Source organism: Leclercia sp. Colony189 (genome assembly GCF_009740165.1).
Lineage (GTDB): Bacteria > Pseudomonadota > Gammaproteobacteria > Enterobacterales > Enterobacteriaceae > Enterobacter.
The window spans coordinates 2,048,549-2,070,959 of record NZ_CP046557.1 but is presented as its reverse complement, the minus strand read 5'-3'; the positions used below and the strand labels follow the sequence as shown (position 1 = coordinate 2,070,959).

The following is a 22,411-nucleotide window of genomic DNA, read 5'->3' as shown; positions in this document are numbered from 1 at the left end:
CATTTTTCCCATGGATTCGGTAAAAAAACAGCAGGTAAACACAATGAAAAAAATTGCCATTGTCGGAGCAGGTCCCACAGGGATCTATACCCTCTTTTCTCTTCTGAAACTGAATACACCGCTTTCCGTCACCGTTTATGAACAGGCTGAAGAGGCCGGCGTCGGGATGCCCTATAGCGATGAAGATAACTCGCGCATGATGCTGGCCAATATCGCCAGCATTGAGATCCCGCCCCTTTTCTCCACCTACCTCGCGTGGCTGCGCACCCAGAGTGAGGCGCATCTTGCGCGCTACGGCGTGCAGAAATCTACCCTGCACGACCGACAGTTCCTGCCGCGTATTCTGCTGGGCCAGTATTTCCGTGACCAGTTCCAGACGCTCATCGCGCAGGCACGAAAACAGGGCTTCGAGATCACTGTCCAGGAGTCCTGCCAGGTGAGCGATCTGCTGGCCAGCGCCGAGGGGGTGAGCATCTGGACCGACGGCAAACTCACTCCTGACCAGTTCGATCTGGCGGTGATCGCCACCGGCCACGTCTGGCCGGACGAAGATACCTCTTCACGCGACTTCTTCCCGAGCCCCTGGTCCGGGCTGATGGAGGCCAGCATCGGCGCGGGCAAGGTGGGCATTTTAGGTACCTCCCTGAGCGGGCTGGACGCGGCAATGGCCGTCGCCGTACAGCATGGCAAATTCATTGAGACCGATGACGAGCAGATCCACTACCGGCTTGATGAGAAGAGCGAGGCGCTGAAGATTGTGCTGATGTCCCGCTCTGGCATCCTGCCCGAAGCCGATTTCTACTGTCCTATCCCTTACGAGCCGTTAACCGTGGTCACGGAAACGGCCATCGAGGCGGCGATCCAGCAGGGCACCACCGGCCTGCTCGACCGGGTATTTATGCTGATGATTGAAGAGCTGACGCAGGCTGACCCGCAGTGGAGCAAGGCGATTGCCCTGGACACCCTCACCGCCGACAGCATCCGCGACGCCTGGTTTGCCGATCGCCAGAAGCATGGCCCGTTCCGCTGGGCGGTCTCTAACCTGGATGAAGTGGAGCGCAACAAGCGGAACCACCGCACGTTGCCGTGGCGCTACACCGTGTTGCGGCTGCATGAGGCCGTAGAAAAGATTGTGCCCTACCTGGATGAGACCGACAGAGAACGCTTTAAAACGGGGCTGGCGCGGGTGTTTATTGACAATTATGCGGCGATCCCTTCACGGTCGGTGCGCCGACTGCTGGCCCTGCGCGAGGCGGGTATCATCAGCATCGAGGCGCTGGGCAACGAGTATGAACTGACCGCAGAAGGGAACAGGACGGTCATTCACGCCGAGGGTAAACGCTGGATCTTTGATACCTTTATCGACGCCCGCGGGCAGAAAGCGCTGAAAAGCAAAGACTTGCCGTTTCCGTCCCTGCGCGAACAGCTTGTCTCTGCAGGAGAAGATATCCCCGACGTCGGCGACGATTACACCCTGCTGGCACCGGAGTACCTGCGCGGGCGCATCGCCTTCGGCGCCCTGCCCTATCTGATGCACGATCGCCCCTTTGTCCAGGGTCTGGTGGCCTGCGCGGAGATCGGCGAAGCGATGGCGAAAGCCGCCGTTCAGCCCGCCTCCCGCGTACGCAGGCGGTTGCCGCTTATGGCGGAGTAAAGGCGGTTTCGCAGGCGGCGGCCAACGCCAGCAGCGGCGATTCATCGGCTGCGGGAGAGAGAATTTCCAGCCCCACAGGAAAGCCGCTGCGCGTTCTGCCGCAAGGAAGCGTGATAGCGGCGAAACCGCTGATGGCCGCCAGCTCAGGTGCACATCCGGGCGGCATCTTCTCCAGGCTGTCGGGTATACGGCACACCGTTGGGTAGAGGTAAGCATCGACCCCCGCCTGCTCTGCTACCTGACCAAGGGTGTGGCGCAACCGACGCCGCAGCTCTCTTCCGGCGCGCCACGCCGGGGTTTTCAGTGTGTCGCAGGCGAGCATCTGGGTCAGGAGCGGTAAAAACTCCGGCAAAAATTGCCCGGATGCCACAATGGTATGCAGATCCGTCGGCGCCCCCGGATGCTGCTTTAACCAGGCATCGAACCCCACGCGAAATTCGAACAGGCTCAGGCAGATTGCTCTCTCCACGTCGTGCAGTATCGGCAGATCGATCTCCGTAAGCGTTGCGCCGTGACGCGCAAGCTGCGCGAGGGCGGCATGCCATACCTCTCCCTGGTGCGAATCGCTCCCTTCCAGGCTGCGAATCACCCCAAAACGCACCCCTTTCAGCGAAACGGGTTCAAGGGTCCGTGGCGTCTGGCCGTGGATAATCCAGTGCAGCAGGGCCGCATCCTGCACGCTATGTACCATCGGCCCCACCGTGTCTTTACTGAGGGAGAGCGGCGCGATGCCCTCCATCTGCCCCCTGCGCACCCGCGGTCTTAACCCCACCAGCCCGGTATAGCTGCACGGGATGCGGATCGAGCCGCCGGTATCAGTACCCAGCGCCCCCTCCGCCATTCCTGCCGCCACCGCCGCCGCGCTGCCGCCGCTGGAGCCGCCTGCCGTAATGCCCAAAAACAGCGGGTGATGCACATCGCCGCCAAGCGAGCTGCGGGAGCGGACGTCGAAAGCAAACTCAGACATATTGGCCCGGGCCAGAATAATCGCCCCGGCAGCCCGCAGACGGCGCACCACCAGCGCATCCCCTGTGGACCGAAGCGCGGCCAGGGCCTGACACCCTGCCGTTACCGGCAGTCCGGCGCAGGCGATATTATCTTTGACCACCAGCGGCACGCCGTGCAGCGGCCCCAACGTCTGGCCGCGACGCCGCTGCGACTGGCAGAGGTGCGCCTGGGCCTGCGCCTCCGGGTTGATGCCGAGGATTGCGTTCAGCTGCGGCTGCCCGGCGATGATCGCCAGCCGCCGGGCTATCTCTTCGGGGGCATCTCTCGGGGGAATCAAGCGACTCTTTTGCATATTGTCCTCTTCACAGTCATGCCGGGGGCCAGCGCAGCGCGCTGACCTCCCGTTGCAATCAGTCCCGCAGCCCGGAGGTGATGGCATCCAGCGCTTCCGGATGCAGGCGGATCTCCGCGGCGCGACGGTGCCCCTGCATCCCCTCGGTACGGCTCTGGCGAATGGCCGGTTCCGCAATCGCCGCGATGCCCTGCTCGTCGATCCACTGATGGGTACAGATTTTAACGTAAGCCCCCACCCACAGCCCGCCGGTGTAACGTGCCGCCGCCATGGTTGGCAGGGTGTGGTTGGTGCCGCAACATTTGTCCGAGAAGACCACGCTGGCGTTCTGGCCGATAAACAGCGAGCCGTAATTGCGGATTTTCGCCGCCGTGCCGTGCGGGTCGCGGGTATGGACCTGCAGATGCTCGGTCGCCATATGATCCGCAAAGGCGATCAGCTGCTCTTCGCTGTCGCAGACCACGATTTCACCCTGACGACGCCAGGCTTCGCCCGCAGTCGCGGCGGTAGGCAGCGTCATCAGCTGGCGCTCAATTTCTGACAGCACCCCCTCGGCGATCGCCCGGCTGGTGGTCGCCAGCCCGACGCGGGTGTGAACATCATGCTCGGCCTGCGCCAGCAGATCGGCGGCAATAATGCGCGCATCGGCGCTGTCGTCGGCAACGGTGAAGATCTCGCTCGGCCCCGCCAGAGCGTCAATCCCCACTTTGCCAAACACCTGGCGCTTGGCCTCGTTCACAAAGGCGTTGCCCGGTCCGACAATTTTATCCACCGCCGGTACGCTCTCCGTTCCCCAGGCCATGGCCGCCACCGCCTGAGCACCGCCAATTTTAAAGATCCGGTGCGCCCCGGCCAGGTGACAGACCGCAATCATCGACGGGTGCGCCGCGGGCGGCAGACAGGCGATAATCTGCTCGCACCCGGCAACCGTGGCGGGCACGATGGACATCACCGGCGCGGAGAGGATCGGATAGCGGCCCCCCGGCACATAACACCCCACCGTCTGAACCGGAATAATGCGGTGCCCCAGATGCACGCCAGGCAGGGTTTCCACCTCCAGCGGCTGCATGGTGGCAAGCTGGGCCTCGGCAAAGCGCCTGACCTGGGCGATGGCAAACTCGCTGTCGCGGCGGGTCTGCGGGTCCATCTCGCGCAGCGCGGTCTCAATCTCCCCGGCCGTGACTTCAAACTGCGCGGGCACCACCTTATCAAACTGCCGCGAGAAATCTCTCAGGGCCGCGTCGCCCTCGTCCTTTACCCGCGCAATAATGCCACCGACCGTGTCGGTTAACGATTTGTCGGCCTGCGCATCCTGCCCCTGGGGACGTTTGATCCAGCTCACCTGGTCAACAATTGACTGTACAGACATTATGCTTCCTCCATTTGACCCAGTTTGATTTGTGCCAGCAGCGCCAGGTGATCGTAAAGCACCCACTCGTCGACAATTTTGCCGTTGATAATGTGGTAGTGAGACATCCCCATCACGAACAGACGTTTACCGGTCGGTTTACCCAGCTCGCCGTAGCCCAGGTGGTGGCCCTCGATGATCCAGCGTATCGCTACTTTCGTGCCGCCTTCGTCGCACGGGTTGGAGCAGATGTGCTGCGGCAGCCAGGCGCCGTCAGGGATCATGCCGATCAGGGCCAGAGTCTGGTGCGTCACCGATGCCGTGCCGTACAGCTCTTTCATCAGCGGGCCGTGCCACTGAACGTTCGGCGCGTAGACCTCTTTGATCTTGCCGAGCATCCGGCGGTTATAGATTTCGTGCATCCAGCGCAGGCACTGCTCTTCGGTGTCGGTATGGGCGATGGAGACATCGCAGACCATCTCCGGCGGATACTGCCCCAGCATGCGGCCGTTTTCACCGATATCGGTAACGCGAAAGCCCTTGTCGAACTGCTCTTTCGCCATGTTGAAGGCGATTTCATCGGTGTTCAGTCCCAGCTGCTTCATCAGCGACATGTTGTCGCTCACCACCCACTCGCGATAGATCTTGTTCTCGTGGATCATGCAGTCGGCCACGGTGCGGGTGACGAACGTTCGGTTAGTCGGTTTGCCGAGGTGGCTGAACTGGGTATGCCGCCCGCTGCCGGTCACCAGGTGCGAGGTGTAAAAACCGTCCACATCGTTACCGTTCCAGATCACCTGGGTCGCCATGCCGCGGCGCTCCGGAAAAGCCACCAGGCGTTGCAGCGTATCCTGCACTACCTGCTCGCGGGTATAGAGAGTACCCAGCGCGTTATATAAGACGCAGTTGTGCGTATAGTGGGTGTAAATTAACCCCACGTCGCGTTCATCCCATATTTTATGGGTGCAGCGGACAATATAATCGACAATATCGGTATAACACTCATCGAACCCACGTAATGATTGCGCCCGCGGACGTTTCTCCGGCACTAAATCAATAAAGTCGCGACGCTCAACCTGTAACACTGGTTCATCACGGGTGAGCTTATTATTTTTTTCAGGTACGGCTGGTGCTTTATTTGTTGCTTCAGTTGAAGACATATAAACCCCTGCTTCTGTTTTCAGACAATACGATCCCGCACCCGGAATGGATGGAGAATGGAGCCGCAATATTTATTGCGGCGGATTTAAAATCGTTCAGGTAAGAAATATAGCGGAGGTGGTCCTCCGGTTAATTCACGATTTGCGACCAGATAGCTAATTCATCAATACCAAGATATTCGCGAATAATTAAACCATCGCGTAATTCAAGCTGACTGATACCGGTGATCGATACCGGCTTACGGGTCGGCACGCCAAACTTGCCATACCCGTCGTGCCAGGTGAGGAGCGACCAGCGCAGCGAAATGCGCACCGGCTCGCCAGGGTCCCGGCGCACGATAAGGTGGTGCAGCTGCACTTCACTGTCGGCAAAGGAGGCGCGGTATCCCGACAGTAGCGCGGCAATCTCCTGCTCTCCCGTGCCGCTGCAGTGGCCCGGCGCATAGAGCGTGGCGGCAGGATGATACAGACCCGGCACGGTGCCGCTGTTGCCGCCCGCCCACATGGTGAGATAGCGCTCCACTACCCCGGCAATCGGCCCTTCGACATCATCCCCCTCCGGGCCACCCGCCCAGCGGGCGTCCAGCGTTTCGGCGGTTGCCCGGGGAATACCCAGCTGCTCCTGCATGCCCGCCAGATTGCGCGCAAATTCCTGCACGTTAAGTCCGAGCTGAGCGACAATCGCCGCTCTGTCCTGCAAAAGCCACTCCTGGCGCACCGCGCCGTCGGCACAGATACGGTCGGCCCAGGTGCGCACCCAGAGGGTTTTGCCGCTGGGTGCGCCGAAGAAGCCTTCGCCCATATGGCGAATGCAGGCGATGGTACGCTGGGCGGCGTAGTACTCATTACCGGGATTCTGTGTCGCCAGAATGTCCTCGGTCAGCACGGTGCGCTGGGGAAAGCTGTGCATCGCCTCCAGGGTCAGGCGCATAAACTGCGGCAGATCGGTCAGCTGTTTTTCCGGGGTGATAAAGACCACCGGCGTAGCGTAGAAGTCGGCAAGCTGGCCGATATCCTTTTGTTCCCAGACCACATGCGTCAGGGTGAGAATAAACTGTTGGATGGAATCGAACTGAGGGCTGAAGCCCGGCAATCTGCTCATTTGTCCTCCTGCGTCTGGAACATGTAATAACCCTCGGCGTCGATAGCCCCCGCATGCGGTCGGCGTGCGGAGTGGCGTACCACCAGTTTTCCCGGCACGGTAATTTGTTCAGGCTCGATCGTACCGCTGTCGATCTGCTTCATCAGTAGCTCCACCGTGGCGCTGACCATCGCCTCGACGGGCTGTGACGCGGAGGTTAATGCATAGGAAGCCCAGCCGGAGGGGCCGATGTCGTCATATCCCACAATGGAGACATCTTCCGGGATGCGCAGGCCAAACTCGTAGCGCGCCACATCCATGACGATCACCGCCATATGGTCATTGGCGACAAAAATGGCGTCCGGCGCGGGGGATGCGGAGAAGAGCGCATAGGCCGCTCGGGCCGTCTCCTGGGCATCGTAATTGCCGTTCACCACCCGGACATCCTCAATGCCCTGCTCCTGCAAAGCCTGCAAATACCCGCGCTGACGGGCGATGTTGACGGACGAGTCCGCCACCCCTCCTACGTAGGCAAAGCGTTTATGTCCTGCCGCCAGTAAAAATTCGGCAATCTGGCGGGATGCCGCCTCGTTATTGCTGTTGACGCTCGACGCCATTCCGCTCTCTTCGCTGCGGTTAAACAGCACCACCGGGATCCCGGCGGCAAGGCACTCCTGGGAGAGGTCAAGCGACAGGGTGACCGAAGCCAGCACAATGCCGTCTACCCGATACTGCATGATCTGGTCGAAAATCCGGTCAACATTCCCGTCGCGATCGCCGACAAACAGCAGCAGGTGATAGTTAAGGGTGTCCAGCTTTTGCGCCAGCGCCTCAAGCACCTGGGGATAAAACTGGTTATCAAAATAGGAGATCACCACGCCGATGATCCGTGAGCGGGCCGTGTTAAGCGAGCGGGCGATGGCGTTAGGCCGATAGCCCAGCTCACGCGCCGCCTTGAGCACCTTCTCACGCGTTGCCGGTGAGATGCTCGCCCCCGGCGTGAAGGTGCGGGACACCGCCGATTGTGATACTCCCGCCAGCTGCGCCACCTGTTGAGAGGTCACCGCTGTAAAAGTCTTACGTTTCATTACCGTGAGTTCCTTATCCCTGTGACTCCCCTCATCGGCGCTTGTGGCAGGGCTATTCCCTGTCACCGCGCCGCAGGAAGCGGGTACTTTTTATACTTACACCATGTTTGCATGCGTATGCAACAGCCTAAATTATTTTTTTCACAATTGTGATAAACGACCTTTACAAATTTGAAACCTTTTCGTAACTTCAATTTTTGAATACGTATGCAGAGCAATATTCACACCGTCAATTGTACCGGGCAGCCTGGTCAGTATCCAAAGGGATTGAGCCGGTAAACGTTGTACTTGACTGGTTTTAACCCATTACGTTTTAAGAGGTTCACAACCATGTTTCGAGCACTGTTACGCCGCCCCGAAGCCCGGCTCTTTTTTATCATCAGCGTGTTGTTTTTTATCTGTATTCACAGCATTGATGCGTTCCTGGCCCCGATGATGATCAACCAGGGGATGGAGCCGCAGGTGATGGGGATCATCATGGGGGCCAGCGGCCTCGCCACGCTGCTGATCCGCTTTCCACTGGGTATTGTTTCCGATGTGGTGAAGAGTCGAAAAATCTTTATCCAGGGGGCGCTGGTCCTGCCGATTATCGCCTGGCCGCTGGCGTGGCTGGAGCCTAACGCCCTCACCCTCTATCTGGCGAAGGCGGCTGACGGGGTCACCGCTGCCACCTGGGTGCTCTACAACATTCTCTTTATTCGCTATTTTGACCGCAAAGATGCCCCTGCTGCGGTGGCCTTTCTGGCGCTGGCGGGACCGCTGGGGGTGTTTCTCGGCAACTGCATCGGGGGCCTGTTGATTCACTATTTTGAGAACAACATCGCATTTTTCGTCTCCTGCGTCTCGGCGCTGGTGGCGCTGCTTCTCACCACCCGCATCCAGGATGTACACGATCCGGTCAAAGCCCCGACGCTGAAAGCCTGTATCGCCGGTGCCCGCCTGCAGTTGGCCGATCGTTCGGTGTGGCTGATTGGTATTCTGGCGACCCTCGTCATCCTGGTGCCTTTTGCTACCCGCGATACGCTGACGCCGATCTATGCCGAGCAGTTAGGCGGGCGTGCCGGGATCTTAACCCTGCTGAGTAACATCCATCTGATCTTCTACGCCCTCGCCATCGCCCTGTGCAGCAGCCTCTTTTATCAGCGCCTTGGGCTGATGAAGACGGCGGTGCTGGGCATTGTCCTGCAGGTGGTGTCGACCTTAGGCATCCCCTTCACCAGCAATATGTATGTCATCTATCTGTTACAGGCGCTGGCGGGCTTCTCCTTCGGGATGGCGTTCGCGGCCTTTATGTCCCTGAGCGTGGTTAACACCACCTCCGATGAGCAGTCCACGCGCATGGGTCTGTTCCAGACCATCTACTCCTGCGGCATGTTTGCCGGGCCGGTGATCATGGGCGTGATGATGCAGCACATTAATCTGTCGTCCGGCTATCTCTTTATTGCTGCCCTGTCGGTTATCGCGGCCATTGCCACCCCGCTCTCCGTGCGCTGGGTGAATAGCCGTAAAACGCCGCCGTCTGCGGAATTATCCCTTAACGCCCCACTCGCGCCCGCGCGCGACCAGTAATATTTATCACCCAAACATTTATCCCGGCCCGCCGGGAGGATAGTTGTCATCTTAATTATGCGAGGAAGAGATTGTGGCTTATATGCTTAAAACCAGTAAACCGGTTCAGGAACGTCAGGATGCGCAGCGTCAAATAAGGGAAACGGTAGAGCTAATCCTGGCGGATATTGAAAAACGCGGTAATAAAGCCATCCGCGAATTATCCATTAAGTTTGATCGCTATGACCGTCAGGATTATCGCCTGAGCGACGCGGAAATTAATGCCTGTATCAATAAATTAAGCCGCCAGGATATTCACGATATCGAATTTGCGCAGGAGCAGGTCTTTAATTTCGCCCGCGCTCAAAAAGAATGTCTGCGGGATCTGGAAATTGAAACCCGTCCGGGGGTGATTCTCGGGCATAAAAACATTCCCATCAATGCGGTGGGGTGTTATGTCCCGGGCGGGAAATATCCCCTGCTGGCCTCAGCGCATATGTCGATTATCACCGCCAACGTGGCGGGCTGTTCCCGCATCGTGAGCTGCGCGCCGCCGTTCGGCGGCGAACCGGCTCCCGCAATCGTCGCGGCGCAAAAAATGGCCGGCGCCACGGAAATTTATGCGCTGGGGGGAATTCAGGCCATCGGCGCGATGGCGCTGGGCACCGATTCGCTCTCGCCGGTCGATATGCTGGTCGGGCCTGGTAACGCTTTTGTGGCGGAGGCCAAACGCCAGCTCTTTGGCCGGGTCGGGATTGACCTCTTTGCCGGTCCAACGGAGACGCTGGTCATTGCCGACGACACCGTTGACGCCGAAATGTGTGCTACCGATCTGCTGGGACAGGCCGAGCATGGTGTGACCACGCCAGCCATTCTGCTGACCAACTCGATGGCCCTTGCCAAAGAGACGCTGCGCGAGATCGATCGCCTGCTGGAAAAACTGCCCACCGCTGATATCGCCCGCCAGGCGTGGCGCGATTATGGGGAGATCATCGTCTGCGACAGCTACGAAGAGATGCTCGCGGAAGCCGACCGCATCGCCTCTGAGCATGTTCAGGTCATGACCGCCCGGGACGACTGGTTCCTGGCCAACATGACTAACTTCGGCGCTCTGTTCCTCGGCCCGCGCACCAACGTTGCCTATGGCGATAAGGTGATCGGCACCAACCACACGCTGCCCACGCAAAAAGCGGCGCGTTACACCGGCGGCCTGTGGGTGGGGAAATTCATGAAAACCTGCACCTGGCAGAAAGTCCTCAGCGATGAAGCCACCACCGAGATCGGCAGCTACTGCTCGCGCCTCTCGCTGCTGGAAGGCTTCGCCGGACATGCTGAGCAGGCCAATATCCGCGTCCGCCGCTACGGCCAGGTGGAGGTGCCTTACGCCACCCCGGCGCCGATCAGAGAGAAGGTGTAAGTCATGGCGTTTCCTGAGATGCCCTCCTTCGGCCTGCAGGGAAAGCGAGCCCTGGTGACGGGCGGCTCCCGCGGGCTGGGATTCGCCTGCGCTGTCGCCCTGGCGCAGAGTGGCGCAGAGGTGTGGATTGCCGCCAGGGATCGCCAGGCGCTGGATGCGGCTGCCACCCTCGCCGCCGAACGCGGGCTGCTGCTGCGTCCGGTGGTGCTGGATATCACCGATGTCGCCCAGGTGGAGGCCGTCACCAAAGCCCTGCCCGCCTTCGACATTCTGGTCAACAGCGCCGGGCTGGCTCGCCACGAACCGTTTCTGACGGTCAGCGAGGCGAACTTTGATGCGGTGATGGCGATCAACCTGCGGGCGACCTTTTTTGTCAGCCAGCGGATCGCCGCCCGGATGCGTGAGGAGCGAATAGCAGGCTCGATCATCCACATCTCCTCCCAGATGGGGCATGTCGGCGGCCCTAAGCGCAGCGTCTACTGCGCGTCGAAATTTGCGCTGGAAGGGTTAACCAAAGCCATGGCGCTGGAGCTTGGCGAGGCGGGGATCCGGGTTAATACCCTCTGCCCGACCTTTATTGAGACGGCGCTGACCGCATCGTCGCTGGCCGACCCGGCCTTTCGCCACTACGTGCTGGAGAATATCAAGCTCGGACGCACCGGTACCATCGAAGATGTGATGGGTCCGGTGGTGTTCCTGGCCTCCGGCGCCGCAGCGATGATCACCGGCAGCGCGCTGATGGTCGACGGCGGCTGGACCGCAACCTGAGGAGTAAGATTGTGGATAATCACGCCCTGCCGCTGGTGCTGATTAGCGGCACGCTCTGTAACGCGCGTCTCTGGCAGCCGGTGCTTGACAGGCTCAACCTCTCTGACGTGCTCTGCATTACGCTGACCGACGCGACGTCGGCGGCAGACGCCTCGCGAAACCTGCTGCGCGAACTGCCGCCGCGCTTCCTGCTGGCTGGCTTTTCACTGGGGGCGATTGTGGCCCTACAGATGGTCGCCGACGCGCCACAGCGTATCGCCGGGCTGGCGCTGCTGTCGGTCAATCCCCTTGCCGATGCGCCAGAAAATGCCGCTCCCCGACGCGAGGCGGTGCGCGTGGCGCGACAGCAGGGTGTAATGAGTTGGCTCTCCGCCAGCCTGTGGCCGAAATACGTTGCCCCGACGCGCACGCAGGATGCCGCCCTGCACGATCTGATTTGCCAGATGGCCGGGGAGTGCGGTCCCGACACCCTGGCGACGCAGACTGAAATCGCCATTACCCGGCGGGATAATCGCGGGGCGCTCCCGGCCCTCGCCTGCCCCATCGTTGTTATCAACGGCCTGCACGATCCCATCTGCACGCCGTCTCACCACCAGCGGGTTATTGAGAGTGCGCCTCAGGCGACGCTTGTCACCCTCGCCTCAGCCGGACATTTCACCCTGCTGGAAGCGCCGGATGAGGTTGCTCACCCGCTACGTCACTGGATCCAGGAGTGTTTAGATGCGTAAAAACAGACTCAATGCAATGCCCGACGGCAGCGCCATGATTAACGGCTGGCTGGCCATCCCGTCGGGCTACAGCGCGGAGATCGCCGGCCATCAGGGTTTCGATGCGGTCACCGTCGATCTTCAGCACGGCATGATTGACTTCGCCAGCGCGCTCGCCATGCTGCAGGCCCTCTCCGCTACCCCTGCGGTGCCGCTGGTGCGGGTGCAGGATAACGATCCGGCGCAGATCATGCGCATGCTGGATGCGGGTGCCTACGGCATTATCTGCCCGATGATCTCCACGGCCGAAGAGGCTCGCCGTTTTGTGGCCGCCTGCCGCTATCCGCCGCTGGGCAACCGCTCCTTTGGCCCTGCCCGGGGGCTGCTCTACGGTGGCGCGGATTATCCGCAGCACGCCAACGACGAAATATTGACCCTGGCGATGATCGAAACCCGTGACGGGCTGGCGAACCTGGATGCCATCCTTGCCACCGACGGACTGGATGGGGTCTTCATCGGCCCGAACGATCTGTCGTTGACCCTGACCGGCAGCGCCAGCGCCGAATCCCGTCACCCTGAGATGCTGGCCGCCATCGAGCGGGTCGTCAGCCGGTGTCGTCAGTGGAATAAAATCGCCGGGATCTTTTGCACCTCGGGTGAGGCTGCCGCCCGGCGCATTAGCGAAGGTTTCCAGTTTGTCACCCCGGCGAACGATGTCATGCAACTTGGCCGCGCCTCACGCGAAGCCATCGCCCTGGCGCGGGGCAATGCACTCCCCACTACCGGCGCATCAGGTTATTAACAGGAGAAAAGATGAAAGCACGTCACATTAGCCCCGAACTGGCCCGCAGCCGTCTGGTTGCCCCTGAAGATATGGTGTCCTGCAATCTTGCGTTTATCGACTGCAAGCTCCCCGGCTCTCACCTGAAACAGAACTATTCGTTTATTGGCCCGGGCGTGACCCAGTCCTCCGCTCAGGTGGTCAATATCCCGGAGCCGCACGGCTTTAATATCGGCGCCGCGGCGATGCCAAAAGGGGTGACCAATAACCTGCATCTGCATTTCACCGCCGAAGTGTTCTTGATTCACGAGGGCACGTGGCGTTTTCGCTGGGGAGCCAACGGCGAAAATGAAGCCGAGTTCAGCGCCCCGGCCATTCTTTCCATTCCCACCTGGATCTTCCGCGGCTTTACCAATGTCAGTAAAGAAGAGACCTGCGGCATGGTCTACACGGTGCTTGGGGGAAATAACACGGGGGGAATTATCTGGCATCCGTCGATTCTGAACGCGGCCAGCGAGTATGGCCTCTATCTGAGCAAAGACAACATGCTTATCGACGTGAATGCGGGCGATACCCTTCCGGAACCGGCAGGACTGCTGGCGCCATTGCCTGCAGAAGAGATCGCCGCCCTGCGCCACTACTCCGTGGAGGAGATGCGCGAGCGGGCGGTGACCGGTAACGATCGGCGCTGGTCGGCGGCGGGGTTACTCGATTCGGTCCTGCCCGGCCACGGCGGCGAGATCGCCCCGGCGATCGGCTTTGGTATCAGCCAGGATAAACACGCCGCGCCAGCTATTGTTAACCCGCACGGTTTTTCCGTTGAGTGGCTGCGCCTGGCCGCGGAGCATGTGGTGGGTCGCCACCTCTGCCCGGACGTACAGGTGATCATGGTCTTTAAAGGGACGCTGGAGGTGACCTGGAATAAAGAGGGCGAAGAGGTGAGCATTGTCGCCCCTGAGCGTTCGGTCATTTCGGTTCCGGCCAACAGCTGGCGGCGTTATCGCGCGTTGGAGGGCGACATGGAGTGCATTCTGACTACCGAGGGCGATCAGCGTAAGCGCGTCTACTGGGATGAAGAGATCCTGCAACAGGCGAGAGCGGCAAACCGCTGTCTCGATCCGGACGGGTATGTCACGGCGGCGGATCTGCTGCCGGAAACGGCGAAGCGCGCGGGTCTGAAACTTGAGGCGCTACCGTAAACAGAATCAGGGCGGGATCGCCCGCCCTGAATGCGGCGTGTTACTCGAAGTAAACGCCAGGATTTTCGGACAGCGAAACGAAGGTTTTCGTCTCTTTATCCAGGGCGCGAATTTCGCCGCTTTCGATATCGTACACCCAGCCGTGCAGGCGAATGGCGTTGTTACGCAGGCCAACCGCCACAGACGGATGGGTTTTGATATTGCTCAGCTGGGCGAAGACGTTCTCCTGCACCATGGCGTTGACCTTGTCGGTCGGGGTCTCCCAGGTTTTCTTTTCCACCACCGCTTTTGCCGCATCGGAGTAGCGCAGCCAGTGAGAGACGGCAGGCATCGGCTCGAGGTTGGCGTTGTCGGCAATCGCCTTCATCGCGCCACAGTTTGAGTGGCCGCAGATCACGATGTCGGTCACGCCCAGGGCGACCACCGCATATTCGATGGTGGCGGAAACACCGCCCGGCTCCGGCCCGAAAGGCGGCACGATGTTGCCAGCATTACGAATGACAAAGAGCTGTCCCGGCTCCTGCTGGGTTACTAACTCCGGCACCAGGCGGCTGTCAGAACAGGAGATGAACAGCGCTTTGGGATTCTGGCTGGACGCCAGACTGCGGAAAAGGTCTTTACGTTGCGGAAAAATTTCTTTTTGAAAGCTGAGAAAACCTTCAATGATATGTTGCATAGCAATGTCTCATTTTTTTGTGATTGTTACAGGCATGATCGAGATCACGGTTTTTTGAGTTTACCCACCGGTCACGACTTCAGACAAGCAATATATTTCTGGACCGACCGCATGACAATCTCCCGCGCGTTCGCGGAAATGTTCTGGCCTTCAAAGGCGCCGTAGAGGCGTTCGAAGGAAACCTTTTCCAGCCTGGCGGCGATCTCAGCCACGACGCCTGCCGGGAGCGGCAGCATGTTCGGGTAGCTCCACATAAACGACACCCCATCTTTGCCCGGCGTGACCTGCAGAATATCCCCGGCCAGCAGAATACCGCCGTCGCGGTGCCAGTGCAGCACCGTCCCGCCGGCAAAATGGCCGCCCAGTCGGTGCAGCGTCACGTCAGGGACGATCTCCAGCGAATCCCCCTCCCAGAAGCGCAGCGCCGGGCTGTCCCTCATCACCCACTGCCGATCCCTGGCGTGAAGGTATACCGGGGCGTTAAAGGCCGCTGCCCAATCCTGCATGGTGGTGTAGTAGTGCGGGTGCGAGATGGCGATGGCGTCGATACCGCCCAGCGCGTTCACCAGCGCCCGGGTGGCGGGATCGAGATTGGCGATGCAGTCCCACAGCACATTACCCTGCGCGGTTCTCAGCAGGATCGCGCGCTGGTTGATGGCAAACGCGGGCACGGTTTTGATGCTCAATAAGTCGGGTTCAAGCTGTTGCCACTTGTTGGTGTGCGTGTTGGTCAGGGCGGAAAAATCAAGCCACTCCTGGCCGGTCGCGGGTACATACTGGCGCTCATCTTCGCAAATGGCACAGTGCTGCGGTTCGTGGTCGGCGTCATAAGACGTGCCGCAAGTTTTACATAAGACGATCACAACGCCTCCTGAGTCCGGGTGAGTCATCAGTATGGCAAGGATTATCCTTATGTGCGCTGGGGTGCCTCCTCCCTCTGTTTTGCTCTATAATACGACCTGGAACAAAAACCGAACAAAGCAGGTAAACGATGGAAATTGATCTCAACAATCTGGTGTTTGACGGGCTGGACGAAGCCGAAGAACGTAACGCTGAACGCCTTGAAGATGCGGATAAAAAAGCCCAGGCGATCGTAGCGGATGATGATTGCGGCGACGCCTGCAAGATCTGATGTAAAAAGCCCCGGACTCGCGTCGGGGCTTTTAGTTTTATGCCGGGTGGCGCTACGCTTACCCGGCCTACAACACCCTTCCCTCAGAGCCGCTTAAGCGCAGCGCCGCCGGGCGTTTTTACGACTTCTTCAGGCCATCAATGGCTTGCTGCGCGCAGGCTTCATCCAGATGACCACCCGGCGCGCCGCCAATGCCGATGGCGCCAATCACCTCATCCCCTTCCCTGACCGGTACTCCCCCCGCCAGCAGCAGAAGGCCAGGGATATCGCGCAGGTTCTGCGCGCCCGCGTTGCTCTGGGCAGACTCCATCACCTTCCCCGACGCGTTTTTGGTGCTGAGGGCGGTAAAGGCTTTCATTTCGCTGGCTTTCAGGGTGTGCGGACCGGCGTTATCCGTGCGCTGCACCGCTTTTACCACCCCGGCGCGATCCACCACCGTGACGCTGACCTGATAATTTTTTACTGTGCAGGCCTGGATCGCCGCGCTGGCTAACGCATTCGCCTGGGCCAGGGAGAGATTTTTTTGCGCCACAGACTGTGCATGCGCCGATACGCTGACCATCCCTGCTACACACGCTGCCGCCATCATTAACTTTTTCATCGCACATCCTCTTGTAAGTGGGAACCCTTGCAGCGTATCCAGTCGTGCGATGAAATGTTATTCGGTTGACTACGCGGTGATCCTGGTAGTTATACGGATTGTAATTTGTCATATTCCCGGATGGCTTGCACCAGACTTGAGACGCCCAGCTTGGCGAACACCGCCGCCCGGTGCGCTTCCACTGTCCTTGGGGAGAGATTCAGCCGGGCGGCGACCGCTTTATTACTGCTGCCTTCCATGAGCGCCTGCAGCACCTCATGCTCCCGGGTGGTGAGCTGTTCAAACCGCGCTCGGACCCGCGTGGCCTCCTGCCAGACGCCCAGGCGCCGCTGGCTCTCGGTGAGGGCGGCGGTAATGGATTCGATCAGCCTGTCGGCATCCAGCGGCTTGGTGAAAAATTCAAACACGCCGTTGTGAAACGCGCGGCGGCAGGCATCAATGGTGCCATGACCGGTCATGAGGATCACCGGCAGCAGCGGCCAGGGCCATGCCCCCTCCTCCAGCCAGGCGAGCCCACCTTTTCCCGGCATGCGCATGTCCAGTAGCAGACAGCCGGTCAGGGATTTTTCCCCACTCTGAGCCGCGGTAAACGCGGCAATACTGTCATAAGGCTCCACATGCCAGTTCATACCGGTGAAAAGAAAAACCAGCGACTCTCTGACTGACGCATCATCATCAATCAACCAGATGACGTTATCCATTTACCTGACCTCCGGGGTGAGCAAACTGCAATCTGATCCTGGCCCCGCCCTCCGGGGCATTATCCAGAGCCAGCGTGCCATTCATCCGGGTGACCAACGACTCCGTTAAGGTCATTCCCAGCCCCGTGCCGCCCTCTCGCCCGCTATAAAAAGGCATAAAGGCGTTGTGGAGCGCTTCCGGGGTAAAGCCCGGGCCACCGTCAGTGATCGCTATATGGATGCGTTCGCCTTCGCGATGGCTGCGGATATGCACCCATCCTGCGGCGCGCTCCTGCTGGGCCTGAATAGCGTTGCTGAGCAGGTTATGCAGCACCTGCTCCAGCCACAGCCGGTCGGCGCAGAGCGTGCGGGCATCGGCGGCGAAATCATGGGTAAGACGAACAGGACTGGCGGTGCGCTCATGCTCCAGCAGGTTACTGACATGCCGCCAGCACTCGGCCAGATCTACTGCTTCTAAGGTGACAGCCTCCTGGGTCACGTGCTCACGAAAGCGGGTCAGCAGCGCGCTAATGCGCTGGGTTTGCACCAGCGCCGAGCCCAGCGCCTGAGCAACCGCCGCAGGGTTATCCTGGCGCACCTGGCGCTGCGCCCCCTGGATCCAGGTCTGCACCGCTGTGAGAGGCTGGTTGATCTCATGCACGATACCCGCGGTGATCTCCCCCAGGGTATTGAGCCGGGCATGTTGATAGTACCAGGCGCGCTGCTCGGCGTTCTGGCGCTGCTTACGCTGCCAGAGGATCACGCCACCCGCCGCGACCACAATAGCCCAGCCCACAAACAGCAGGACAAACGGCAGCAGCGCCACGCTCAGCCACGCCGGTTGGGCCTCGGCCAGCAGAATAAACGGCTGGGTATGCTGAGAAAACTGTCGCTGCCAGTGCCAGAAAGCCTCTGTTGCCGGTGGCTGCACCTCACCGGAGAGATTCAGGGTGAGGCGGGAAAAGCGGGGCCAGGCGTTAAGGACCGGCGAAGGGTCAATCAGCACCCGGATCTGTCGCCAGGGGTTGTAGAGCCAGTACTGCGTGCCCGTCACCGGTTCAACCCGGGCGGCGTCGAGTGCGCGACCAGAGGTGGTTTGCAGGTCGAGTATTTGCGGGAATTTTTTACGCAGCGCCGTCAGATCTTCATCGCCATTCAACAGCGGCAGCACTGACTCATTCTGGGTGAGAACCGCGCCGATCTCCGTAAACGCCGTGGCAAATTCCCGGTCGAGTGCCCAGTACTGACGGCGGATCTGTTCGGCATACAGCAGCACGCTGCTGAGCAGGCAGAGCGTGAGCCAAATCAGGAGCCCTCGTTGTAGATAGTTTTTGCTGTTCATTCATTTAACTGGCGCAGGAAAAGGACGCCAGAGACCTTAGCAGGAAGCTAAGCCGTGGACAAAACTTGCGGCGATTTTTGGATGTTAGCGTCCAGAATGGCAGAGGGTGCGGTGAAGAATGCACACCTCATTCCAGTATGTTTCCCGCACCAGACGGTGTTCAGCGTGGCGTTTGGTCATGGAACCACTCCGGGTCAATATTGGCGATATCCACACCGTAGAGGCTGGCGACAGGCAGAATGGATTCAATAATACGCTGCGCGCTGTTCTCTTCCGATCGTGCGGTAAAAAACCGCCGTAACGTACTCATCAGTTTGTCCATTGCCCTGTTCCTCATGTGCTCAACCTGAAAGCAGTACAACAGCAATCCGTCGGCGATGGAAATGCCGATTCCGGCAGAGGATTTGCGCCAGGCGCAAAAGCAACGCTGCTTTAACCGCTGAGTAACGCGCTGTTCACTAATGATTTTTTTCGTTAAGCAAAGATAATATTGGCATTTGGCTACCTGCGCCGGGTATGGGAGCGTATGAGGACAAAATAAAAACAGAAGCAGAGGAACCTATGGCAATACACACAAAACGGACGCTGGCACTGGCTTTACTGGCCGCTGTCGGGATGGTTTCCACCCAGGCGCAGGCAGACCAGCTGGCGGATATTAAGGCGGCGGGTGTGGTGAAAGTCGCAACGTTTGATGCCAATCCGCCGTTTGGATCGGTGGATGCAAAAAGCCATGAGATCGTCGGCTATGACGTCGACTTTGCTAAAGCGCTGGCAAAATCACTCGGGGTAAAACTGGAGCTGGTCGCCACTAACCCGGCAAACCGCATCCCGCTGCTACAGTCCGGGAAAGCGGATCTGATTGTGGCGGATATCACCATCACCCCGGAACGGGCGCAGGTGATCGACTTTTCGACCCCCTATTTCGTGACCGGGCAGCAGTTCCTGGTTCCGGCCAAGGGCGCGGATAAACTGGAGGCCTACAGCAAGGCGCGTATCGGGGCGGTAAAAGGCACCACCGGGGAGCAGGCGCTGCATCAGCGTTTCCCGCAGTCCCGCGTGCTCTCTTATGACGATATTCCGCTGGCGCTGACGGCGTTGCGCAACGGCAACGTGCAGGCGATCACCCAGGACAGCACCATTCTGGCGGGTCTGCTGGCCCAGGCGCCGGATAAAGCCAACTTTAAGATCCTCCCGGATCTGCTAAGTAAAGAAGAGATTGGCGTCGGGGTGAAAAAAGGCGAAACCGCGCTGTTAAAGGTGGTGAACGATGAGCTGGTGAAGCTGGAGAATACAGGCGACGCGGCAAAAATCTACGATGCCTGGTTTGGTCCACAGACGCCCTCCCCGCAGCCTCGCGCCTTTAAAATAGAAGCCCAGTAATATGCTGTCAGGTTTATTCTCTCGCTCCGCGGCCCGTGCCGCGGATTTTTCACATCTGCAACAGGCCAGCGTCACCTTTTGCGAGGTGGTGAAACGTTACGGCGACCGCCCGGTGCTGAAAGGCATCAACCTCAGCGTGACGCCCGGTGAGGTGGTCGCTATTCTCGGCCCGTCGGGTTCCGGTAAATCGACGCTGATTCGCCTGATCAACCAGCTGGAAGATCTCACCTCCGGCGACATCCTGATTGACGGGAAATCTACGCGCCAGCTCCCCCGCCAGGCGTTGCGCCAGCTACGCAGCCGGGTCGGTTTTGTCTTCCAGCAGTTTAATCTCTACAGCCATCTGACGGCCCGACAAAACATCGCCCTGGCGCTGAGGCACGTTCATGGCTGGCATTCGGCAGAGGCCGACACCCGCGCCGATAGATTGCTGGCGCAGGTGGGGATGGCGGATAAAGCCGATCACTATCCGGAGGCGTTATCCGGTGGGCAGCAGCAGCGGGTGGCGATCGCCCGGGCCCTGGCCTCCTCGCCGCAGATCATCCTCTTTGACGAGCCCACCTCGGCCCTCGATCCGGAGATGATTGGCGAAGTGCTGCTGGTGATGAAAGCCCTTGCCCACAGCGGGATCACCATGATTGTGGTCACCCATGAGATGCAGTTTGCCCGGGAGATTGCCGACCGGGTGGTGTTCATCGATGGCGGGCACATTCTGGAGGTGGCTCCGCCGGAACAGTTCTTTCAGCATCCTGCCCATCCGCGCACCCAGCGTTTTCTGCAGAAGGTGCTTAACCCGCTGCATCCGGGAGGGGTGTGATGCCCAACCTCGACTGGGAAGGGGTGCTGACCGGCCAGCCCTTGCAGTGGATCTTGTCCGGTTTTCTCACCACCCTGTGGGTGACGCTGGCAGGGATGGTGGTCGCCAGCCTTATTACTCTCGCCTCTCTGGGATTGCGTCTCGCCGGGGGGCGCATCGGCGCGCATATCGTCGCCCTGTGGGTATCGCTGTTTCGCAATACGCCCCTTCTGGTGCAGCTGCTGTTCTGGTATTTCGCCGCCTGGAACGGGCTGCCGCAGGGGTTTCGCACCTTTGTGATGGACGATCATACCTGGGCGGTGCTGCCGGGTCAGGTCTGGTGGTTTACGCCAGAGTTTCTCTGCTCCGCCTGGGGACTGGGGGTCTTTACCTCAGCCTTTTTGACAGAGGAGATCACCGCCGGGCTACGCGCCGTTTCCGCCGGGCAGCGGGAAGCCGCCCTGGCGCAGGGCTTTTCCCCCTGGCCGCTGCTGCGGTATATCCTGCTGCCGCAGGGGCTGGCGAACGCCTGGCAGCCGGTGGTGGGTCAGTACCTCAATCTGATGAAACTCTCTTCGCTGGCAAGCGGCATCGGCTTTGCGGAGCTCACCTACCAGGTGCGGCAGACAGAGAGCTATAACGCCCACGCGCTGGAGGCTTTCAGCATCGGCACGGTACTGTACCTGCTCACCGGCGTGGCGATGGGGGTGTTGCTGACCAGACTGGGACCTTCAACCGAACGGCGCCGTAAAGCCGCCATCACCCCCCGGAGTGAAGAGAGATGTTAGCCGGACTTACTGTCATTACCGATAACCTGGATTATCTGCTCTGGGGACGGACTGCGACCGGAGAGCCGGGCGGCGTGCTGTTGACGCTACTGATGGCTTTGGGTGCCGCGGCGCTGGCGTTCCCGGCTGGAATAGCGCTGGCGGGGCTGGCGTGGCGTTTCCCGGGTGGCCTGCGCAAAGCCCTGTTCCTGTGGGCTGAGATTATCCGCGGCATCCCGCTGATTTTTGTCATTTTCTGGCTGTGGTATCTGTTACCCCTCATCACCGGAGGCGATCTGCCGGGGGCGCTGACCGTTACTCTCGCGCTGGCGTGGTTTACCGCCGCCGCCGTGATGCACTCCGTGCTGGCCGGGCTGAATGCGTTGCCTGGGGGACAATATGAAGCCGCTCAGGCCCAGGGGTTTGGCGCGCTGCAAACGCTGGGGTTACTCCTGCTGCCGCAGGCGTTGCGCAACACCCTGCCTTCGCTAATGGGGATTTTTATCAGCCTGCTGAAGGACACCTCACTGGCCTTTATTGTCAACGTGCCGGAGCTGACCACCGTGGCAGGCCAGGTGAACAACCGGGTGCAGATCTACCCGGCGGCTATTTTTATTTTTACTGGCGTGGTCTATTACCTGCTGTGCTGTGGCGTTGAACAGCTGGCGAAACGCTGGCGGCTTAACCGGCCAGCGCTTTAACGACGGTTTCCATCGCCTGGGTGGTTAATTCGCTGCGTTTCACCCGCTGGTTTGCCAGTGCGGTGCGTAGTACCCCGGCGATGACGATATGCTTCGGCTCCTGCCCCAAATCGCGCATCTCAAGAACGACTTTGCCTACCACGCGACACATCTCCTGATACAGCGCTTCGTCTTTGGTTACATTGCCCATGACTTTCACTCCGTTGCCTTAAAAGGCCAGCTTAATAGATTCATCGCCGTTATACAAAAAAGCCCGACGAGAGACTCGCCGGGCTTTGAAATCAA

The 22,411-nt window shown here is 59.8% G+C and carries 24 protein-coding genes; 12 read left to right on the top strand and 12 right to left on the bottom strand.

Features of this window, described 5'->3' with window-relative positions; genetic code table 11:
- The first annotated feature begins 43 nt into the window (after window positions 1-43).
- Entirely contained in the window at window positions 44-1,654 is a 1,611-nt protein-coding gene (locus tag GNG29_RS09845) for an FAD-NAD(P)-binding protein (protein WP_156654381.1), read from the top strand.
- On the opposite strand, the gene GNG29_RS09840 is transcribed toward GNG29_RS09845, so the two are convergent.
- The 5 genes from GNG29_RS09840 to GNG29_RS09820 all read right to left on the bottom strand — a co-directional run bounded on the left by GNG29_RS09840 (window position 1,641) and on the right by GNG29_RS09820 (window position 7,631).
- Window positions 1,641-2,954 carry an amidase family protein gene (locus GNG29_RS09840; RefSeq protein ID WP_156654380.1) on the bottom strand — a complete coding sequence of 438 codons (1,314 nt, stop codon included), beginning with the start codon at window positions 2,952-2,954 and terminating at the stop codon, window positions 1,641-1,643. The two genes, GNG29_RS09845 and GNG29_RS09840, sit on opposite strands and share 14 nt — an antisense overlap.
- Before the next feature lie 58 nt (window positions 2,955-3,012).
- Window positions 3,013-4,323, bottom strand: a complete 1,311-nt coding sequence (gene hisD, locus GNG29_RS09835) for a histidinol dehydrogenase (protein WP_156654379.1) — start codon at window positions 4,321-4,323, stop codon at window positions 3,013-3,015.
- Entirely contained in the window at window positions 4,323-5,462 is a 1,140-nt protein-coding gene (locus GNG29_RS09830; RefSeq protein WP_103823897.1) for an ester cyclase, read from the bottom strand. The genes hisD (GNG29_RS09835) and GNG29_RS09830 overlap by 1 nt, the downstream gene beginning before the upstream one ends.
- A 130-nt stretch (window positions 5,463-5,592) precedes the next feature.
- Complete coding sequence (locus GNG29_RS09825; protein WP_156654378.1) at window positions 5,593-6,564, bottom strand: nuclear transport factor 2 family protein; 972 nt, start codon at window positions 6,562-6,564, stop codon at window positions 5,593-5,595.
- Entirely contained in the window at window positions 6,561-7,631 is a 1,071-nt protein-coding gene (locus GNG29_RS09820; RefSeq protein WP_103179345.1) for a LacI family DNA-binding transcriptional regulator, read from the bottom strand. Before GNG29_RS09820 ends, GNG29_RS09825 begins: the two co-directional genes overlap by 4 nt.
- 330 nt (window positions 7,632-7,961) lie before the next feature.
- Here GNG29_RS09820 and GNG29_RS09815 point away from each other — a divergent pair, with 330 nt between their 5' ends.
- From GNG29_RS09815 to GNG29_RS09790, 6 genes are all read left to right on the top strand, one after another.
- Window positions 7,962-9,200, top strand: a complete 1,239-nt coding sequence (locus GNG29_RS09815) for an MFS transporter (protein ID WP_103179344.1) — start codon at window positions 7,962-7,964, stop codon at window positions 9,198-9,200.
- Between the two features lie 73 nt (window positions 9,201-9,273).
- Window positions 9,274-10,596 carry a histidinol dehydrogenase gene (hisD, locus tag GNG29_RS09810; protein ID WP_197431839.1) on the top strand — a complete coding sequence of 441 codons (1,323 nt, stop codon included), beginning with the start codon at window positions 9,274-9,276 and terminating at the stop codon, window positions 10,594-10,596.
- Window positions 10,597-10,599: 3 nt separating this feature from the next.
- Window positions 10,600-11,364, top strand: a complete 765-nt coding sequence (locus GNG29_RS09805; RefSeq protein WP_156654377.1) for an SDR family NAD(P)-dependent oxidoreductase — start codon at window positions 10,600-10,602, stop codon at window positions 11,362-11,364.
- Between the two features lie 11 nt (window positions 11,365-11,375).
- On the top strand, window positions 11,376-12,092 hold the full coding sequence (locus tag GNG29_RS09800) for an alpha/beta fold hydrolase (RefSeq protein ID WP_231736613.1): 717 nt from the start codon (window positions 11,376-11,378) through the stop codon (window positions 12,090-12,092).
- Window positions 12,085-12,873 carry an HpcH/HpaI aldolase/citrate lyase family protein gene (locus GNG29_RS09795; protein WP_156654375.1) on the top strand — a complete coding sequence of 263 codons (789 nt, stop codon included), beginning with the start codon at window positions 12,085-12,087 and terminating at the stop codon, window positions 12,871-12,873. Before GNG29_RS09800 ends, GNG29_RS09795 begins: the two co-directional genes overlap by 8 nt.
- Before the next feature lie 11 nt (window positions 12,874-12,884).
- On the top strand, window positions 12,885-14,051 hold the full coding sequence (locus GNG29_RS09790) for a cupin (RefSeq protein ID WP_156654374.1): 1,167 nt from the start codon (window positions 12,885-12,887) through the stop codon (window positions 14,049-14,051).
- Between the two features lie 40 nt (window positions 14,052-14,091).
- Here GNG29_RS09790 and GNG29_RS09785 read toward each other — a convergent pair whose 3' ends face one another.
- Together GNG29_RS09785 and GNG29_RS09780 are read right to left on the bottom strand one after the other, a co-directional pair.
- Complete coding sequence (locus GNG29_RS09785) at window positions 14,092-14,727, bottom strand: carbonic anhydrase (RefSeq protein ID WP_103179339.1); 636 nt, start codon at window positions 14,725-14,727, stop codon at window positions 14,092-14,094.
- Window positions 14,728-14,798: 71 nt separating this feature from the next.
- Window positions 14,799-15,590, bottom strand: coding sequence for an MBL fold metallo-hydrolase (locus GNG29_RS09780; protein WP_156654373.1), 792 nt, complete (start codon window positions 15,588-15,590; stop codon window positions 14,799-14,801).
- Between the two features lie 128 nt (window positions 15,591-15,718).
- Here GNG29_RS09780 and GNG29_RS09775 point away from each other — a divergent pair, with 128 nt between their 5' ends.
- Window positions 15,719-15,859 (top strand): hypothetical protein, encoded by a 141-nt coding sequence (locus GNG29_RS09775; RefSeq protein ID WP_032617828.1) that lies wholly within the window; start codon window positions 15,719-15,721, stop codon window positions 15,857-15,859.
- A 118-nt stretch (window positions 15,860-15,977) separates the two neighbouring features.
- Here GNG29_RS09775 and GNG29_RS09770 read toward each other — a convergent pair whose 3' ends face one another.
- From GNG29_RS09770 to GNG29_RS23160, 4 genes are all read right to left on the bottom strand, one after another.
- The gene (locus GNG29_RS09770) at window positions 15,978-16,460 is read right to left on the bottom strand and encodes a heme-binding protein (protein ID WP_156654372.1); all 483 of its coding nucleotides are present in this window, start codon (window positions 16,458-16,460) and stop codon (window positions 15,978-15,980) included.
- A gap of 89 nt (window positions 16,461-16,549) precedes the next feature.
- Window positions 16,550-17,161, bottom strand: coding sequence for a response regulator transcription factor (locus tag GNG29_RS09765; RefSeq protein WP_156654371.1), 612 nt, complete (start codon window positions 17,159-17,161; stop codon window positions 16,550-16,552).
- Window positions 17,154-18,482, bottom strand: a complete 1,329-nt coding sequence (locus tag GNG29_RS09760; RefSeq protein WP_156654370.1) for a sensor histidine kinase — start codon at window positions 18,480-18,482, stop codon at window positions 17,154-17,156. The genes GNG29_RS09765 and GNG29_RS09760 overlap by 8 nt, the downstream gene beginning before the upstream one ends.
- A gap of 160 nt (window positions 18,483-18,642) precedes the next feature.
- A complete protein-coding gene (locus GNG29_RS23160) occupies window positions 18,643-18,804 on the bottom strand; it encodes a hypothetical protein (protein WP_168192014.1) in 162 nt (53 codons plus the stop codon).
- Between the two features lie 239 nt (window positions 18,805-19,043).
- On the opposite strand from GNG29_RS23160, the gene GNG29_RS09755 reads away from it, so the two are divergent.
- From GNG29_RS09755 to GNG29_RS09740, 4 genes are read left to right on the top strand one after another with little or no spacing between them, the layout of a single operon-like run.
- Entirely contained in the window at window positions 19,044-19,862 is an 819-nt protein-coding gene (locus tag GNG29_RS09755) for an ABC transporter substrate-binding protein (RefSeq protein WP_103179334.1), read from the top strand.
- Between the two features lies 1 nt (window position 19,863).
- Window positions 19,864-20,679 carry an amino acid ABC transporter ATP-binding protein gene (locus GNG29_RS09750; protein WP_156654369.1) on the top strand — a complete coding sequence of 272 codons (816 nt, stop codon included), beginning with the start codon at window positions 19,864-19,866 and terminating at the stop codon, window positions 20,677-20,679.
- The gene (locus GNG29_RS09745) at window positions 20,676-21,446 is read left to right on the top strand and encodes an amino acid ABC transporter permease (protein WP_156654368.1); all 771 of its coding nucleotides are present in this window, start codon (window positions 20,676-20,678) and stop codon (window positions 21,444-21,446) included. The genes GNG29_RS09750 and GNG29_RS09745 overlap by 4 nt, the downstream gene beginning before the upstream one ends.
- On the top strand, window positions 21,440-22,126 hold the full coding sequence (locus GNG29_RS09740; protein ID WP_103179331.1) for an ABC transporter permease subunit: 687 nt from the start codon (window positions 21,440-21,442) through the stop codon (window positions 22,124-22,126). Before GNG29_RS09745 ends, GNG29_RS09740 begins: the two co-directional genes overlap by 7 nt.
- Here GNG29_RS09740 and fumD read toward each other — a convergent pair.
- Window positions 22,107-22,316 (bottom strand): fumarate hydratase FumD, encoded by a 210-nt coding sequence (gene fumD, locus GNG29_RS09735; RefSeq protein WP_014831602.1) that lies wholly within the window; start codon window positions 22,314-22,316, stop codon window positions 22,107-22,109. The genes GNG29_RS09740 and fumD overlap by 20 nt on opposite strands.
- Window positions 22,317-22,411 lie beyond the last annotated feature (95 nt).